We start from the raw sequence: 14618 nt of genomic DNA on the forward strand, positions 1-14618 counted from the left end.
CTCACACGTTTATCGGCTTACGCCAGTTCCGCGGCGTACGGCGGCTCGGCGCCCGCCCGGGAGCAGGTGATCGCGGCGGCCCGGGCGGCGAAGCCCAGGACGTCCCGCCAGGCCGCCTCGCCCAGCTTGGCCAGCGCGGGCGCCGACAGCGCGTCATGGGCTGCCAGCCGGTGCAGCAGCGCGGCGTTCACGGTGTCGCCCGCCCCGATCGTGTCCACGATCTCCACCCGCTCCCCGGGCACGGACCAGCGGGATCCGTCCTGGCACAGCACGCTCAGCCCGTCCCCGCCGTGGGTGCAGACCACGGCCCCAGGACCGGCCGCCGCCCACTCCCGTATCGCCGCCTCGACCGCTGCGTCGGACTCCGCCGGGGCGTCCCCGGAACCGGCCAGCCAGCGCGCGTCCTCGATCGACAGCTTGAGCAGCCCGACGTACGGTAGCCAGCCGCGGAAGCGGGCCCGGTAGGCGTCGGCGTCGGGGATGAGCCCGGTGCGGATGTTGGGGTCGAGCGCGGTGAAGACGCCGCGCCCGGCCTCGCGCCGCAGCAGTGCCTCGTACGCGCTCGCGCCCGGCTCCAGCACCAGCGAACAGGTCCCCAGTGACAGCGCGGTGGTCCCCTCGGGCAGGGCCGGGGGCAGCGCGAAGAGCCGGTCCGCGGTGCCCTGTACGTAGAAGCCGAAGCCCGCCGACCCGTCGGCGCCGATCGACGCGACGGCGAGGGTGGTGGGCTCCGGGCCGCGCTGCACCAGGGCGGTGTCCACCCTGTCCTTCCGCAGCCGGGACAGCAGCGCCTCGCCGAAGCCGTCCGTGGAGACCCGTGAGCAGAACGCGGTCGGCACGCCGAGCCGCCCCAGCGCCATCGCGGTGTTGTAGGGGCCGCCGCCGCGCGCCGGACGCAGCGCGGGCAGCTCGTCGCCCGTCGCGGCGGGGGCCGCGCGATCGGGCACGAGATCGATCAGGGCTTCTCCGGCGACGACGATCACGAGATGGGGTCCTTTCCTGGGAGCGGCGGGCGATCGGGGGATGGGGGAGCGGGTTCGGGAGCGCAGCCGCAGGACGTGCGATGGACGAAGGCGCAGGGCAGCCGCACGGTACGCGGCGGCCGCTCCGGACGCTCCAGCCGGTCCAGCAGCAGCCGGACCGCGGTGCTGCCGATCTCCCGGCTGGGCTGGGAGATCGCGGTGAGCCCGGGGGAGAAGACATCGGCCCAGGAGAAGTCGTCGAAGCAGACGAGCGCCAGATCGCCCGGTACGGTGCGGCCCGCCGCCCGCAGGGCGCGCAGCGCGCCGATGGTCATGGCGTTGTTGGCGGTGACGATCGCGGTGGGCGGTTCGGCGGAGGCCAGCAGCCGGTGGGTGGCGTCCTCCGCGCCCCGCGCCTCGGAGTGGCCGTCCGCCAGCAGCCCGGGGTCGAACGGCAGCCCGCTGTGCTCCAGTCCGGTGCGGTAACCGGCGATCCGCTCGGCGGTGGTGCTCAGCCCCGGCAGGCCCGCGACCAGGCCGATGCGGATGTGGCCCAGCTCGGCGAGGTGGCGCACCAGCTGTTCGAGGTGGAACGCGTTCTCGGCGCCGACCTGGTCGTACGGATGGTCGTGTCCGTCGCCGATCATCCGGTCGAGGAAGACGCAGGGGACCCCGCTCCGGGCCAGATAGCCGATCAGCGCGGAGGGCTCGGCGGACGGCGCGACGATCACTCCGTCCACCCGCCGCTCATGGAGCAGCTGGACGACCTTCCGTTCATGGTCCGGGTCGTCGTGCGGATCGGCGATCAGCAAGCTGTAGCCGTGGGCGAGGGCGCTGGACTCGACGCCCTGGAGGATCTCGGTGAAGTACGGATTGCTGATCGCCGAGACGGCCAGCCCGATCGAGCGGGTGCGGGCGGTGACGAGGGAGCGGGCCAGTGTGTTGGGGGTGTAGCCGAGGGCGTCGATGGCGTCCAGGACGGCCTGGCGGGTGTCCGGGCGCACCCGGCGGGTCTCGTTGAGGACGTGCGAGACCGTGGCCACAGAGACGCCCGCGCGCCGGGCCACGTCGACCATGGTCGCCATCCGCCCGCCCCTCTCCTCGGTGTGCTGCCTTCGCGGTGTGCTGCGGGAACGTGGGGGAACGTATCGCATCGGCGACCACGCGTAAACGCTTACGCAAACGTTTACGTCGACCCCGGACCGGACCCGGATCCGCCGGTGGGCGGACCGATCCGTACCGGTATCGTCGTAGAGCAACCCCAGCTCGTACCGCTATGCCCCGTGGAGCCCCCATGACCAGCCAGCCCGCCTCCCGTAGAACCCTGCTGTGCGGAGCTGCGCTGGCCGGAGCCGCCGGGCTCGGGGCGGCGGCCTGCGGTGCGAAGGGATCGGGTAAGAAGGTGTCCCCGACGCCCACCGCCCCCGTCGACCTCGGCTCGGCAGACGCCGTCCCGGCCGGGGGCGCGAAGATCTACCGCGAGGACCGGGTGGTGGTCTCCCGGACCGCCGAGGACCAGTACACGGCCTTCAGCGCGGTCTGCACCCACCGCGGCTGCGTCGTGGACTCCGTCGAGAACGGAAAGATCAGCTGCCCCTGCCACGGCAGCGTCTTCGACGCCCGCACCGGCAAGGTCCTCCAGGGCCCCGCCGTCGCCCCGCTGCCGTCCGTACCCGTCAGGACGAAGGGCGGAAAGCTCGTAGCGGGGCCGGACGCCTGATCCGCCTGAACTGTCACCGCCCGCCAGTAGGGTGGTGACCATGGCCGACCCGAGCAGCTACCGCCCCAAGCCGGGACAGATCCCCGAGTCGCCGGGGGTCTACAAGTTCCGTGATGAGCACGGCCGGGTGATCTACGTCGGAAAGGCGAAGAGTCTGCGCCAGCGGCTCTCCTCGTACTTCCAGGACCTGGCGAACCTTCACCCGCGCACCCGGACGATGGTCACCACGGCCGCCGCGGTCGAGTGGACCGTGGTGTCGACCGAGGTCGAGGCGCTCCAGCTCGAGTATTCGTGGATCAAGGAGTTCGATCCCCGGTTCAACGTCAAGTACCGGGACGACAAGAGCTATCCCTCGCTCGCGGTGACCCTCAACGAGGAATTCCCCCGGGTCCAGGTCATGCGCGGCGCCAAGAAGAAGGGCGTGCGCTACTTCGGTCCGTACGCGCAGGCCTGGGCGATCCGCGAGACCGTCGACCTGATGCTGCGGGTGTTCCCCGTGCGCACCTGCTCGGCCGGGGTGTTCAAGCGCTCCGCCCAGATCGGCCGCCCCTGTCTGCTCGGCTACATCGGCAAGTGCTCCGCCCCCTGCGTCGGCCGGGTCAGCGCCGAGGAGCACCGTGAACTCGCCGACGAGTTCTGCGACTTCATGGCCGGGCGCACCGGCACCTACATCCGCCGCCTCGAACAGCAGATGCAGCAGGCCGCCGAGGAGATGGAGTACGAGAAGGCCGCCCGGCTGCGCGACGACATAGGGGCGCTCAAGAGCGCCATGGAGAAGAACGCGGTCGTCCTCGCCGACGCGACCGACGCCGACCTGATAGCGGTCGCCGAGGACGAGCTGGAGGCCGCTGTCCAGATCTTCCACGTCCGCGGCGGGCGGGTGCGCGGCCAGCGCGGCTGGGTCACCGACAAGGTCGAGGCCGTCGACACCGCCGACCTGGTCGAGCACGCCCTCCAGCAGCTGTACGGGGAGGAGCGGGGCGACGCCGTGCCCAAGGAGGTCCTGGTGCCCGCCGTACCGGACCCGGCCGAGCCGGTCACCCAGTGGCTCAGCGAGCGCCGGGGCTCCCGGGTCGATCTGCGCATCCCGCAGCGCGGCGACAAGAAGGATCTGATGGCGACCGTCCAGCGCAACGCCCAGCAGGCGCTCGCGCTGCACAAGACCAAGCGCGCCTCCGACCTCACCACCCGCTCCCGTGCCCTGGAGGAGATCGCCGAGGCGCTCGGGCTGGACTCGGCGCCGCTGCGCATCGAGTGCTTCGACATCTCCCATCTCCAGGGCGATGACGTGGTGGCGTCCATGGTGGTCTTTGAAGACGGGCTGGCGCGGAAGAGCGAGTACCGCCGCTTCCAGATCAAGAGCTTCGCCGGGCAGGACGACGTCCGCTCCATGCACGAGGTCGTCGGCCGCCGCTTCCGCCGCTATCTCCAGGAGAAGCAGAAGTCGGGGGAGTGGGAGGAGAACGCCGAGCCCGCGCAGGAAACCCCCGGCGAGCCCGCCCAGGAGACCCCAGAGCCCGGCGAGCCCGCCCAGGAGACCCCTGCCGAGGCACCCGCCGTCGAAGAGACCTCCGGCCCCCTGGACGACGACGGCAGGCCCAAGCGGTTCGCGTATCCGCCGCAGCTCGTCGTGGTCGACGGCGGACAGCCGCAGGTCGCCGCCGCCAAGCGGGCGCTGGACGAGCTGGGCGTCGACGACGTGGCGGTCTGCGGACTCGCCAAGCGGCTCGAAGAGGTCTGGCTGCCCGACGAGGACGACCCGGTGGTGCTGCCCCGCAGCAGCGAGGGGCTGTATCTGCTCCAGCGGGTCCGCGACGAGGCCCACCGGTTCGCCATCACCTATCAGCGCAGCAAGCGCGCCAAGGCGATGAAGGCCGGGCCGCTGGACGCCGTGCCCGGCCTCGGCGACAGCCGTAAGCATGCCCTGCTGAAGCACTTCGGCTCCGTCAAGCGGCTGCGCGCCGCCACGGTCGAGCAGATCTGCGAGGTGCCGGGCGTCGGCCGGAAGACGGCTGAGACGGTTGCGGCGGCGCTCACCGGAGCGGCTCCGGCCGCACCCGCCGTGAACACCGCCACAGGAGAGATCATTGAGGACGAGGCCGCATCGTCGGCGCCGTCCGCGAACCGGGGGACGAGATCATGACCGAGCACGAGATCCACGGAGACGGAGCGCAGGTGAATACGGGCACGACGGGAGAGTCCGCCGAGGCGGCGGCAGCCATTCCCGAGCTGGTGATCATCTCTGGCATGTCCGGCGCGGGCCGCAGTACCGCCGCCAAATGTCTGGAGGACCTCGGCTGGTTCGTGGTGGACAACCTGCCGCCCGCGCTGATCCCCACCATGGTGGACCTCGGCGCCCGCTCCCAGGGCAATGTGGCGCGCATCGCCGTGGTGGTGGACGTCCGCGGCCGCCGCTTCTTCGACAACCTCCGCGAGTCCCTCGCGGACCTGGCCGCCAAGAACGTCAAGCGGCGCGTGCTGTTCCTGGAGGCGTCCGACGAGGCCCTGGTGCGCCGCTTCGAGTCCGTGCGCCGCCCGCATCCGCTCCAGGGCGACGGACGGATCGTGGACGGCATCGCGGCCGAGCGCGATCTGCTGCGCGAGCTGCGCGGTGACGCCGATCTGGTGATCGACACCTCCAGCCTCAACGTGCACGAGCTGCGCGCCAAGATGGACGCCCAGTTCGCCGGTGAGGAGGAGCCGGAGCTGCGCGCCACCGTGATGTCCTTCGGCTACAAGTACGGCCTGCCGGTCGACGCCGATCTGGTGGTGGACTGCCGCTTCCTGCCCAATCCGCACTGGGTTCCGGAGCTGCGCCCCTTCACCGGGCTCAACGAGGAGGTGTCCGGCTATGTGTTCAACCAGCCCGGCGCCAAGGAGTTCCTGGACCGGTATGCCGAGCTGCTCCAGCTGATCGCCACGGGCTACCGCCGCGAGGGCAAGCGCTATGTGACGATCGCGGTCGGCTGTACGGGTGGTAAGCACCGCAGCGTCGCGATGTCCGAGCGGCTGGCCGCCCGGCTCGGCGCCGAAGGGGTCGAGACCGTCATCGTCCACCGTGACATGGGGCGCGAGTGACGATCCGTAACGGGCGGCTGCGGCGGCTCGTCGGGGCCCGTACGGGCCGGAGCGCGCAGCCCAAGGTGGTCGCGCTCGGCGGCGGTATGGGCCTGTCCGCGTCGCTCGCCGCGCTGCGCCGGATCACCGGTGATCTGACCGCCGTGGTCACGGTGGCCGACGACGGCGGCTCCAGCGGGCGGCTCCGCGACGAGCTGGGGGTGCTGCCGCCCGGCGATCTGCGCAAGGCGCTGGCGGCCCTGTGCGGGGACGACGACTGGGGCCAGACGTGGGCCCGGGTCATCCAGCACCGCTTCATCAGCGAGGGCGAGCTGCACGGCCACGCGGTCGGCAATGTGCTGATCGTCGCCCTGTGGGAGCAGCTGGGCGACCATGTGGCCGCGCTCGACCTGGTCGGCAAGCTGCTGGGCGCGCACGGCCGGGTGCTGCCGATGTCGGCGGTGCCGCTGGAGCTCCAGGCGTACGTCAAGGGCCATGACCCGGCCCGCCCGGACGAGGTGTCGACGGTCGCCGGACAGGCCACCGTCGCCCTCACCCCCGGCGAGGTGCAGTCGGTCCACCTGGTGCCGAACGACCCGCCGGCGGTCCCCGAGGCGGTCGAGGCGGTCATGGACGCCGATTGGGTGGTCCTGGGCCCCGGCTCCTGGTTCTCCTCCGTGATCCCGCACCTCCTGGTGCCCGATCTGCTGCGCGCGCTCACCGACACCAAGGCCCGACGGGTGCTCTCGCTCAACCTGGCGCCGCAGCCGGGTGAAACCGATGGCTTCTCCCCGCAGCGTCATTTGGAGGTTTTGGCCCGACACGCCCCTAAACTCGCCTTCGACGTGGTGCTGGCCGACGAGGCCGCCGTTCCCGACCAGAGCAGTCTGTGCGATGCCGCGAAACGACTGGGCGGCACGGTCGAGCTGGCGCCGGTGGCTGCGACCGACGGTTCCCCGAAGCATGACCCGGAGCTTCTGGCGGCCGCGTACGACCGTATTTTTCGGATGCATGGAAGGATCGGCCCATGGCGATGACGGCAGCGGTGAAGGATGAAATCTCCCGGCTCCCCGTCACCCGCACCTGCTGCCGGAAAGCGGAGGTCTCGGCGATCCTGCGGTTCGCGGGCGGCCTGCACCTGGTGAGCGGGCGCATCGTGATCGAAGCGGAGCTGGATACGGGCATCGCGGCCCGCAGGGTCCGCAAGGACATCCTGGAGATCTTCGGGCACTCCTCCGATCTGGTGGTGATGGCCCCCGGAGGGCTGCGCCGCGGCAGTCGGTACGTGGTGCGGGTGGTGGCGGGCGGTGATCAGCTGGCGCGCCAGACCGGTCTGGTCGACGGCCGCGGCCGGCCGATCCGCGGGCTGCCGCCGCAGGTCGTCTCCGGCGCCACCTGTGACGCCGAGGCCGCCTGGCGCGGGGCGTTCCTCGCCCACGGCTCGCTCACCGAGCCCGGCCGCTCGTCCTCCCTGGAGGTGACCTGTCCCGGCCCGGAAGCCGCGCTGGCGCTGGTCGGCGCCGCCCGGCGGCTCCAGATCGCGGCGAAGGCGCGCGAGGTGCGCGGAGTGGACCGGGTGGTCGTCCGGGACGGTGACGCCATCGGCGCGCTGTTGACGCGGCTGGGGGCGCACGAGTCGGTGCTCGCCTGGGAGGAGCGGCGGATGCGCCGCGAGGTGCGGGCCACCGCCAACCGGCTGGCCAACTTCGACGACGCCAATCTGCGCCGCTCGGCCCGGGCCGCGGTCGCCGCGGGCGCCCGGGTGCAGCGCGCGCTGGAGATCCTGGCCGACGAGGTGCCCGAGCACCTGGCCGCGGCCGGGCGGCTGCGCATGGAGCACAAGCAGGCGTCCCTGGAGGAGCTGGGCGCGCTCGCCGACCCGCCGCTGACCAAGGACGCCGTCGCGGGCCGTATCCGCAGGCTGCTCGCCATGGCCGACAAGCGGGCCCAGGACCTGGGCATTCCGGGTACGGAGTCGACCCTGACCGACGAGATGGCCGAGGGCATGGTCGGCTGACCGCTCACCGCCCACCGCATTCCACGCCCCCGGCTCCCCGTGCGGACCCGGGGGCGCGGTGCGTACGGGGCGCACGGGGAGCCGAGCCGTCACACCATCGGATCACGCCGCGAGCCCCTGTTGACATGGTCATGGGCCGACATGAGGCTTATGCGTCTGTGCACCCACACGTCGGAACGACAGTCAGGGGGGCTCATGAAGACACGCAAGGCCGGATGGAGACGCACGGCGAGAGCGGTCGGCTCGGCCGCGGCACTGGCTTCCTTACTCCTCACCGGACTGGCCGCCACACCCGCGGCCCACGCACAACCCGCGGCCGGCACCGCGGGCGAGACGATCACCGTATGGACCGCCCAGGTCACCCGGGCCCAGATCCCGCTGCTGCTGAGGGCGGGCGTGGACGGCACGGAACTCGGCACGCAGGTGCCCGAGAAGGGCGCAGGAACGGTCGAGCTGTATCTGACCGGCACTCAGGCCGCCGCGCTGCGCGGCCAGGGAGTGGCGCTCACCGAGAAGAAGCTCTCGCAGCGGACCCTGAGCCGCGTGAAGGCCGCGGGCGACGGCGTCTTCCGCCCGTACAGCGGCGACGGCGGGCTCCGGCAGGAGATCGTCGAGACCGGACAGGCGCATCCCGGTCTCACCAAGGTGGTCAGCATCGGCAAGACCACCCAGGGCAAGGACATCCTCGCGCTCAAGCTCACCAAGGGCGCCGCGAAGAGCCGCGACGGCAGCAAGCCGTCGGTGCTGTACATGTCCAACCAGCACGCCCGTGAGTGGATCACCCCGGAGATGACCCGGCGGCTGATGCACTATTACCTGGACAACTACGGCAAGGACCACCGCGTCACCAGGATCGTGGACCGCAGCGAGCTGTGGTTCGTGCTCTCCGCCAACCCGGACGGGTACGACTACACGCATCAGAGCCCGGCCAACCGCCAATGGCGCAAGACCCTGCGGGACAACAACGGCGACGGCAAGATCACCCCCGGCGACGGCGTCGACCCCAACCGCAACTTCCCCTACAAGTGGGGCTACGACAACGAGGGGTCCTCCGCCGATCCGGCCGACGAGACCTACCGCGGCCCCGCCCCCGGCTCCGAGCCCGAGACCAAGGCGCTGGACCGCTTCCAGAAGCGCATCGGCTTCGCCTACGGCATCAACTACCACTCGGCCGCCGAACTGCTGCTCTACGGCGTCGGCTGGCAGGTCGCCACCCCGACCCCCGACGACGTGCTGTACAAGGCGCTCGCGGGCACCCCCGAGCACTCCGCGATCCCCGGCTACCACCCGCAGGTGTCCTCGGAGCTGTACACCACCAACGGCGAGGCCGACGGCCACGCGGCCAACGTCAACGGGATGATGATGTTCACCCCGGAGATGTCGACCTGTCAGACGGCCTCCAACGTCGACCCGAACGACGCCTGGCAGCCGCGCGACTGCGCGTCCGGCTTCACCTTCCCGGACGACGAGAAGCTGATCCAGCAGGAGTTCGCCAAGAACGTCCCGTTCGCGCTCTCCGTCGCCGAGACCGCCCGGCACCCCGACCAGCCGTCGTCGTCGGTCGGCATGACCGCGCCCGACTTCACCCCGGACGCCTTCACCGCTTCCTACGCCCGCGGCGCCGCCCAGGACGTCTCCGTCACCGCCCGCAAGAGCGTCCGCGCCAAGACGCTCGCGTACCGGGTGAACGGCGGGCGCACCCACACCGCGTCCCTGCGGCCCTGGAAGGGCGGCGAGACCTACGGCGGCGAGGACAACATCCACTTCGACCAGTACCGGGCCGCGGTCAGGGGCGCGGACCCCGGCGACACGGTGAAGGTCTGGTTCACCGGCCGTACGGAGGACGGCGAGCGGACCGCGAGCGAGCCGTTCACCTACACCGTCGCCGAGCGGCCCCGCGCCGACACGCTGGTGATCGCCGAGGAGGGCGGCGACGCCCCGCCCCGGCACCTCGCCGCGTACACCGACGCGCTCGCCCGGAACGGCCGCAAGGCCGCCGTCTGGGACGTGGCCACCCAGGGGGCGCCGTCCGCCCTCGGGGTGCTCGGTCACTTCAGGACGGTGCTCTGGTACACCGGCGCCCAGAAGCCCGGCGGCGCCACCCTGCTCGCCGTGCGCGACTACCTCAACGAGGGCGGCAAGCTGATCACCACCGGTGAGCAGACGGGCGGCAGCTCCCTGGTGGGCCCGGCCGACACCGACGACTTCAGCCAGTACTACCTGGGTGCCGACAGCCGCCTCACGGTGCAGTCGCCGCCCGCGTACCAGGGCGCCGGGGCGCTCGACGGCACCTCAGCGACGCTCGGCGACGCGCCCGGCAACCCGCTGGACGCCGCGGGTGCGTACACCGTCACCTCCGATGTGCTGCCGCCGGAGGACTTCCCGCAGTTCCGCAGCGCGGGCGCGGGCGCGTACTCCGGCGCACGCACGCCGTACGAGCCCTACGAAGGCGAGTGGATGGCCGCCGCAGTCCACCGGAACAGCTCCTGGGCGCGGCTGTCCCGCACCGTCGACCTGACCGGGGTGGACGCCGGGGACGAGCCGAGCCTGACCTTCCGGCTGAGCTACGACACCGAGCCCGGCTACGACCATGTGATCGCCGAGGCGCACACCGTCGGCAAGGACGACTGGACCACGCTGCCGGACGCGGGCGGCGCCAGCTCGGACCGGGTCCCGGCCGAATGCGAGGCGGGCTTCCTGCTGACCACCCACCCGTTCCTGAAGCGCTATCTGACCGCCGCCGACGACGGCTGCCGCGCCGAGGGCGGCACGGGCGCCTGGAACAGCTTCACGGGCTCCTCGGGCGGCTGGAAGCCGGTCACCCTGGATCTGAGCCGCTACGCGGGCGAGAAGGTCGAACTGGCCCTCTCGTACGTCACCGATTCGAGCGTCGGCGGCCGCGGCGCCTTCGTCGACAGCACCGCGCTCGTCACCGGCGGCGACACGCGGGACGCCGAGGGCTTCGAAACGGCGCTCGGCCCCTGGTCGGTACCGGGGCCGCCGGAGGGCAGCCCCGCGAACGCGGCGGACTGGACGCGCTCGAAGGAGCTGTTCCGCACCGCGGCCGCGGTCACCACCCGGGACACCGTGCTGCTGGGATACGGCCTGGAACATGTCCGGGACGCCGCCCAGCGTGCGTCGCTCGTGAGGAGTGCGCTGCGTGCGCTGCGCCGTTGACAGACCGTGACGAACCGTGACTGAATCGGCGGCCCATACCCCTTTCCGGTGGTCATGGGCCGCCGACGCCAATGTCACGGACGTCACGTGATAGCGGTAGGGTCGGAGGCGGTCGGGGATTCCCAAACAGCTCGCCGGCGTCCAGACCGGCACACCAACGAGGAGATCGGTTCGTGACGATCCGCGTAGGCATCAACGGCTTTGGCCGCATCGGTCGCAACTATTTCCGCGCGCTCCTGGAGCAGGGCGCGGACATCGAGATCGTCGGTGTCAACGACCTGACCGACAATGCCACCCTGGTGCACCTGCTGAAGTACGACTCGATCCTCGGACGGCTGAAGCAGGAGGTCAGCCACACCGAGGACACCATCACGGTGGGCAACCAGACCTTCAAGACCATGGCCGAGCGCGACCCGGCCGCCCTTCCGTGGGGAGAGCTGGGGGCCGACGTCGTCGTCGAGTCCACCGGCATCTTCACCAAGCGTGACGACGCGGCCAAGCACCTGGCCGCTGGCGCCAAGAAGGTCCTGATTTCCGCGCCCGCCAAGGACGAGGACATCACGATCGTGATGGGCGTCAACCAGGACAAGTACGACGCGTCCCAGCACGACGTCATCTCCAACGCCTCCTGCACCACCAACTGTGTGGCGCCGATGGCCAAGGTTCTCGACGAGAACTTCGGCATCGTCAAGGGCATGATGACGACGGTGCACGCGTACACCAACGACCAGCGCATCCTTGACTTCACAAGGAGTCACTCTGTGAAGACGATTGACGATCTCCAGGTCGACGGGAAGCGGGTCTTCGTCCGCGCCGACCTCAACGTCCCGCTCGACGGCGGGACGATCACCGACGACGGCCGGATCCGCGCCGCCGTGCCGACCATCTCCGCGCTCCTGGACGCGGGCGCCAAGGTGGTCGTCGCCTCGCACCTGGGCCGCCCCAAGGGCGCGCCCGACCCGCAGTTCTCGCTCGCCCCGGTCGCCGAGCGGCTCGGCGAACTCCTCGGCAAGCCGGTCGCGTTCGCGACCGACACCGTGGACGACAGCGCCCGGGCCACCGTCGAGGGGCTCGCCGCGGGCCAGGTCGCGCTGCTGGAGAACCTGCGCTTCAACGCCGGGGAGACGGCCAAGGACGACGCCGAGCGCGGCGCCTTCGCCGACCGGCTCGCCGACCTCGCCGACCTCTACGTGGGCGACGGCTTCGGCGCGGTGCACCGTAAGCACGCCTCCGTGTACGACCTCCCGGCGCGGCTGCCGCACGCCGCGGGCGGGCTGATCGCCACCGAGGTCGACGTCCTGAAGAAGCTCACCGAGGACGTCCAGCGGCCGTACGCGGTGGTCCTCGGCGGCGCCAAGGTCTCCGACAAGCTCGGCGTCATCGACCACCTGCTGGAGAAGGCCGACCGCATCCTGATCGGCGGCGGCATGGCGTACACCTTCCTCAAGGCCCAGGGCCACGAGGTCGGCAAGTCGCTGCTCCAGGAGGACCAGGTCCCGGTCGTCCAGGACTACCTGCGGCGGGCGCAGGAGCGCGGCGTGGAGTTCGTGCTCCCCGTCGACGTCCTCGCGGCGGACGGGTTCCCGGACCTGAAGACCAAGGCCCCGGCGCATCCGCAGGTCGTCCCCGCGGACGCCATCCCGGCGGACCTGGAGGGGCTGGACATCGGTCCGGACACCCGCAAGCTGTACGCCTCGAAGCTCGCCGACACGGCCACCGTCTTCTGGAACGGCCCGATGGGCGTCTTCGAGCACCCCGATTACGCCGACGGCACCAAGGCCGTGGCCCAGGCGCTTCTCGACAGCCCCGCCTTCACCGTGGTGGGCGGCGGCGACTCCGCCGCGGCCGTCCGCATCCTGGGCTTCGACGAAACCGCTTTCGGCCATATCTCGACCGGCGGCGGAGCGAGCCTCGAATACCTCGAGGGCAAGACGCTCCCCGGCCTCGCCGCACTGGAGGACTGAACACCGTGAGTGACCGCACCCCGCTGATGGCGGGCAACTGGAAGATGAACCTCAACCACCTCGAGGCCATCGCCCACGTCCAGAAGCTCGCCTTCGCGCTCGCCGAAAAGGACTACGAGGCCGTCGAGGTCGCGGTTCTGCCGCCCTTCACCGATCTGCGGTCGGTGCAGACCTTGGTCGACGGCGACAAGCTGAAGATCAAGTACGGCGCCCAGGACGTCTCCGCGCACGACTCCGGCGCGTACACCGGCGAGATCTCCGGTCCGATGCTCTCCAAGCTGAAGTGCACCTATGTGGCCATCGGTCACTCGGAGCGCCGCCAGTACCACGCCGAGACCGACGAGATCTGCAACGGCAAGGTCAAGGCGGCCTTCCGGAACGACCTCACGCCCATCCTGTGCGTGGGCGAGGGCCTGGACGTCCGCAAGGCGGGCAACCAGGTCGCGCACACCTTGGCGCAGCTGGACGGCGGCCTCAAGGACGTCCCGGCCGAGCAGGCCGAGACGATCGTGATCGCGTACGAGCCGGTCTGGGCGATCGGCACCGGCGAGGTCGCCACCCCCGAGGACGCCCAGGAGGTCTGCGGGGCCATCCGCGGCCGGCTGGCCGAGCTGTACAGCCAGGAGCTGGCCGACAAGGTCCGGATCCAGTACGGCGGCTCGGTGAAGTCCGGGAACGTGGCGGCGATCATGGCGCAGCCGGATGTCGACGGCGCCCTGATCGGCGGCGCCGCGCTGGACGCGGACGAATTCGTCAAGATCGTTCGATTCCGCGACCAGTGAGTAGGCCCTGAGCCGGGCCTCGTCGTACTCTGTCGGGGGTCGTGGTGGCGCATTTCGCGCCTCCCCGGCCCCCGTCTCCCGTAAGAAACCGTCCGTAACGAGCCCGAGAGAGTTGGTCCAGCCGTGATCATGGGGTTTTCGATCGCCCTCATCATCTTGAGTCTTTTGATGATGATGCTGGTGCTCATGCACAAGGGGAAAGGCGGGGGTCTGTCCGACATGTTCGGTGGCGGAATGCAGTCCTCCGTCGGTGGCTCTTCGGTCGCTGAGCGCAACCTGGACCGCATCACCATCGTGGTCGGGTTGCTGTGGTTCGTCGTCATCGTCGTGCTCGGCCTGCTGATGAAGCTCGACTGACGTTCGACCGGAGCGCGGTCGGGGCCCGATTCCGGCCCGATAACTGACGTACCGTCGTCAGTGCGGCGGATTCGCGGCCTATCATGGGGTGGCGTCCTCAAGGGCGGGTGTAACTCCTCTCGATGGACGCGCGTTGGGCCTTTCGTAGTCTGGGGCGCCGGGCAGCGGGGCCGCCATTCGATGCTTCGCGGCACCATCACGCAGGGAGTTACGACCGTGGCAAGTGGCAACGCGATCCGTGGAAGTCGGGTCGGAGCGGGGCCGATGGGAGAAGCCGAGCGAGGCGAATCGGCGCCGCGCCTGCGCATCTCCTTCTGGTGCTCGAACGGGCACGAGACCGTGCCGAGCTTTGCCAGCGACGCGCAGATCCCGGACACGTGGGACTGCCCCCGCTGTGGCTTCCCGGCCGGCAAGGACCGGGACAACCCGCCGGACCCGCCCCGCACCGAGCCGTACAAGACGCACCTCGCCTATGTGCGCGAGCGGCGCAGCGACGCCGACGGCGAGGCGATCCTCGCCGAGGCGCTCGCCAAGCTCCGCGGCGAGATCTGAGCAGAGCCCAGCGACAGCGCTGACGACGGG

12 protein-coding genes and 1 pseudogene are annotated in these 14618 nt (G+C 71.0%); 11 read left to right on the forward strand and 2 right to left on the reverse strand.

Going from position 1 to position 14618, the window contains the following annotated elements:
• Positions 1-17 precede the first annotated feature (17 nt).
• A complete protein-coding gene (locus tag SSOG_RS33960) occupies positions 18-983 on the reverse strand; it encodes a carbohydrate kinase family protein (protein WP_039939311.1) in 966 nt (321 codons plus the stop codon).
• The gene (locus SSOG_RS33965) at positions 980-2047 is read right to left on the reverse strand and encodes a LacI family DNA-binding transcriptional regulator (RefSeq protein WP_039939312.1); all 1068 of its coding nucleotides are present in this window, start codon (positions 2045-2047) and stop codon (positions 980-982) included. Before SSOG_RS33965 ends, SSOG_RS33960 begins: the two co-directional genes overlap by 4 nt.
• A 209-nt stretch (positions 2048-2256) precedes the next feature.
• Here SSOG_RS33965 and SSOG_RS33970 point away from each other — a divergent pair, with 209 nt between their 5' ends.
• The 11 genes and pseudogenes from SSOG_RS33970 (at position 2257) to SSOG_RS34015 (ending at position 14588) form a co-directional block, all read left to right on the forward strand.
• Positions 2257-2682, forward strand: a complete 426-nt coding sequence (locus SSOG_RS33970; protein WP_009718793.1) for a Rieske (2Fe-2S) protein — start codon at positions 2257-2259, stop codon at positions 2680-2682.
• Between the two features lie 40 nt (positions 2683-2722).
• Complete coding sequence (uvrC, locus tag SSOG_RS33975) at positions 2723-4825, forward strand: excinuclease ABC subunit UvrC (RefSeq protein ID WP_009718794.1); 2103 nt, start codon at positions 2723-2725, stop codon at positions 4823-4825.
• Positions 4822-5760, forward strand: a complete 939-nt coding sequence (rapZ, locus tag SSOG_RS33980; RefSeq protein ID WP_009718795.1) for an RNase adapter RapZ — start codon at positions 4822-4824, stop codon at positions 5758-5760. Before uvrC ends, rapZ begins: the two co-directional genes overlap by 4 nt.
• Positions 5757-6776: a gluconeogenesis factor YvcK family protein gene (locus SSOG_RS33985; protein WP_009718796.1), complete on the forward strand. Its 1020-nt coding sequence runs from the start codon at positions 5757-5759 to the stop codon at positions 6774-6776. Before rapZ ends, SSOG_RS33985 begins: the two co-directional genes overlap by 4 nt.
• Positions 6767-7756: a DNA-binding protein WhiA gene (whiA, locus tag SSOG_RS33990; protein ID WP_009718797.1), complete on the forward strand. Its 990-nt coding sequence runs from the start codon at positions 6767-6769 to the stop codon at positions 7754-7756. Before SSOG_RS33985 ends, whiA begins: the two co-directional genes overlap by 10 nt.
• A gap of 195 nt (positions 7757-7951) precedes the next feature.
• Entirely contained in the window at positions 7952-10933 is a 2982-nt protein-coding gene (locus SSOG_RS33995) for a M14 family metallopeptidase (protein WP_009718798.1), read from the forward strand.
• Positions 10934-11106: 173 nt separating this feature from the next.
• Positions 11107-11688 (forward strand): annotated as a pseudogene (locus SSOG_RS54175) (type I glyceraldehyde-3-phosphate dehydrogenase); the annotation flags it as partial.
• A 6-nt stretch (positions 11689-11694) separates the two neighbouring features.
• A complete protein-coding gene (locus tag SSOG_RS54180) occupies positions 11695-12897 on the forward strand; it encodes a phosphoglycerate kinase (protein ID WP_009718800.1) in 1203 nt (400 codons plus the stop codon).
• Positions 12898-12902: 5 nt separating this feature from the next.
• On the forward strand, positions 12903-13679 hold the full coding sequence (tpiA, locus tag SSOG_RS34005) for a triose-phosphate isomerase (RefSeq protein WP_009718801.1): 777 nt from the start codon (positions 12903-12905) through the stop codon (positions 13677-13679).
• Between the two features lie 129 nt (positions 13680-13808).
• The gene (secG, locus tag SSOG_RS34010) at positions 13809-14036 is read left to right on the forward strand and encodes a preprotein translocase subunit SecG (protein ID WP_039942143.1); all 228 of its coding nucleotides are present in this window, start codon (positions 13809-13811) and stop codon (positions 14034-14036) included.
• A gap of 216 nt (positions 14037-14252) precedes the next feature.
• Entirely contained in the window at positions 14253-14588 is a 336-nt protein-coding gene (locus SSOG_RS34015; RefSeq protein WP_009718803.1) for an RNA polymerase-binding protein RbpA, read from the forward strand.
• Positions 14589-14618 lie beyond the last annotated feature (30 nt).

Source organism: Streptomyces himastatinicus ATCC 53653 (assembly GCF_000158915.1).
GTDB lineage: Bacteria > Actinomycetota > Actinomycetes > Streptomycetales > Streptomycetaceae > Streptomyces > Streptomyces himastatinicus.